Raw genomic sequence first — 762 nt, 5'->3', positions numbered from 1 at the left:
ATATGCGAGACTATGCATTTTGCAAAGGGATGTTAGAGCATTTAGGGATTGACGAAGTGCGTCTGATGACCAACAACCCCCGTAAGCTTGCGGCTTTGAAAAACGCGCACATCAATGTCGTTGAGCGTGTGCCACTGCAAGAAGGTCGCAATCCAAGCAACCAACACTATCTAAAAACCAAAGCAAACAAATTAGGGCACATGTTTGATCCCCATTTTGTTGATCAAACGGAATGATCGTTTCTGGCGGGTATCAAATCGAATAGACAAAAACGCCAGCTTGAGAAGGCTGGCGTTTTAGTGGGGATCTCAAAAGCTGCACCAGTAAAAGGGCTAGGCGCGTTAAAGATAGTGTTTGACGATGTTATCGATCTCTCCCGAGGCTTTTAGATCCGACAGGCGTTGATTAATAAAGTGTTGTACTTCAGGTTTCATCTCTGGAGAAAAGGCCAGATAGATCGAATAGTCGGGGATCACAGCGCTAAAAGATTGAATCTCAAATTGTTCGAGTGGCAGTTCCAGACGTTTTAAGTTGTACATCACCCGCGATTCCATCTCGACAAACGCCGTATCGCCTGGCGTTCTCTGAATTACGCGATATGCGGCGTCGTAATCTTTAACGCGCATCTCGTTGACGGTTTTATCTTCAAAAAACGGCATTAAGTTTGGGTAGTCGAAGCCTAGCAGCAACACGATGGAACGACCTTTGATGTCTTGCATGGTATTGAATTTAAAAGGCGCATCACTGCTGGATACCAACACG

At 45.4% G+C, this 762-nt stretch carries 2 pseudogenes; one reads left to right on the top strand and one right to left on the bottom strand.

From position 1 onward, the window contains the following. A pseudogene (locus R7E78_RS26155) lies at positions 1-236 on the top strand (GTP cyclohydrolase); the annotation flags it as partial. Positions 237-341: 105 nt separating this feature from the next. Here R7E78_RS26155 and R7E78_RS26150 read toward each other — a convergent pair. After that, a pseudogene (locus R7E78_RS26150) lies at positions 342-762 on the bottom strand (amino acid ABC transporter); the annotation flags it as partial.

It is taken from the genome of Vibrio sp. YT-19(2023), assembly GCF_033337395.1.
Note: the sequence above shows the minus strand (reverse complement) of the source record. Positions and strands in the feature narration are given on the sequence as shown.